The organism is Paenibacillus xylanilyticus (assembly GCF_013359935.1).
Taxonomy (GTDB): Bacteria; Bacillota; Bacilli; order Paenibacillales; family Paenibacillaceae; genus Paenibacillus; species Paenibacillus xylanilyticus.
In genome coordinates, this window is record NZ_JABMCB010000018.1 from 1 (window position 1) to 374 (window position 374).

1 pseudogene is annotated in these 374 nt (G+C 46.0%); it reads right to left on the reverse strand.

The window, feature by feature from the left end:
* Nucleotides 1-261 (reverse strand): annotated as a pseudogene (locus HP552_RS00095) (CBO0543 family protein); the annotation flags it as partial.
* Between the last annotated feature and the right edge of the window lie 113 nt (nucleotides 262-374).

Genomic DNA, 374 nt, shown 5'->3' on the forward strand with positions numbered 1-374 from the left:
AAGTCCCATGGCAATCCCAAGCTGGTCCAGCCACGACGACACGATAATCATCATAAACCCGGATAGGAGAAACTGTCCCGTAGCTCTCTTATCCCGAAATCCGATCCAAAATAGCCAGGGGCATATCGATAAACCTACTCCAAACCACCATTGCCGCGTAAACAGTACGTGAGTGCGCCAAATGTCAGTCATGTTGCGGTGTGCTTCAACAATCAATTGATAGGCTTGTTCGATTGCATGATGAATCTGATTTTCGTCCACTGATATGCCACCCCTTTCCGTTATCCGCTTACCGATCATTTTTCATCCGATATGTGCCTGTTTTATATACGCGAGTTTCCATACAGTATATTCGACGTTACAAATACGCCGAC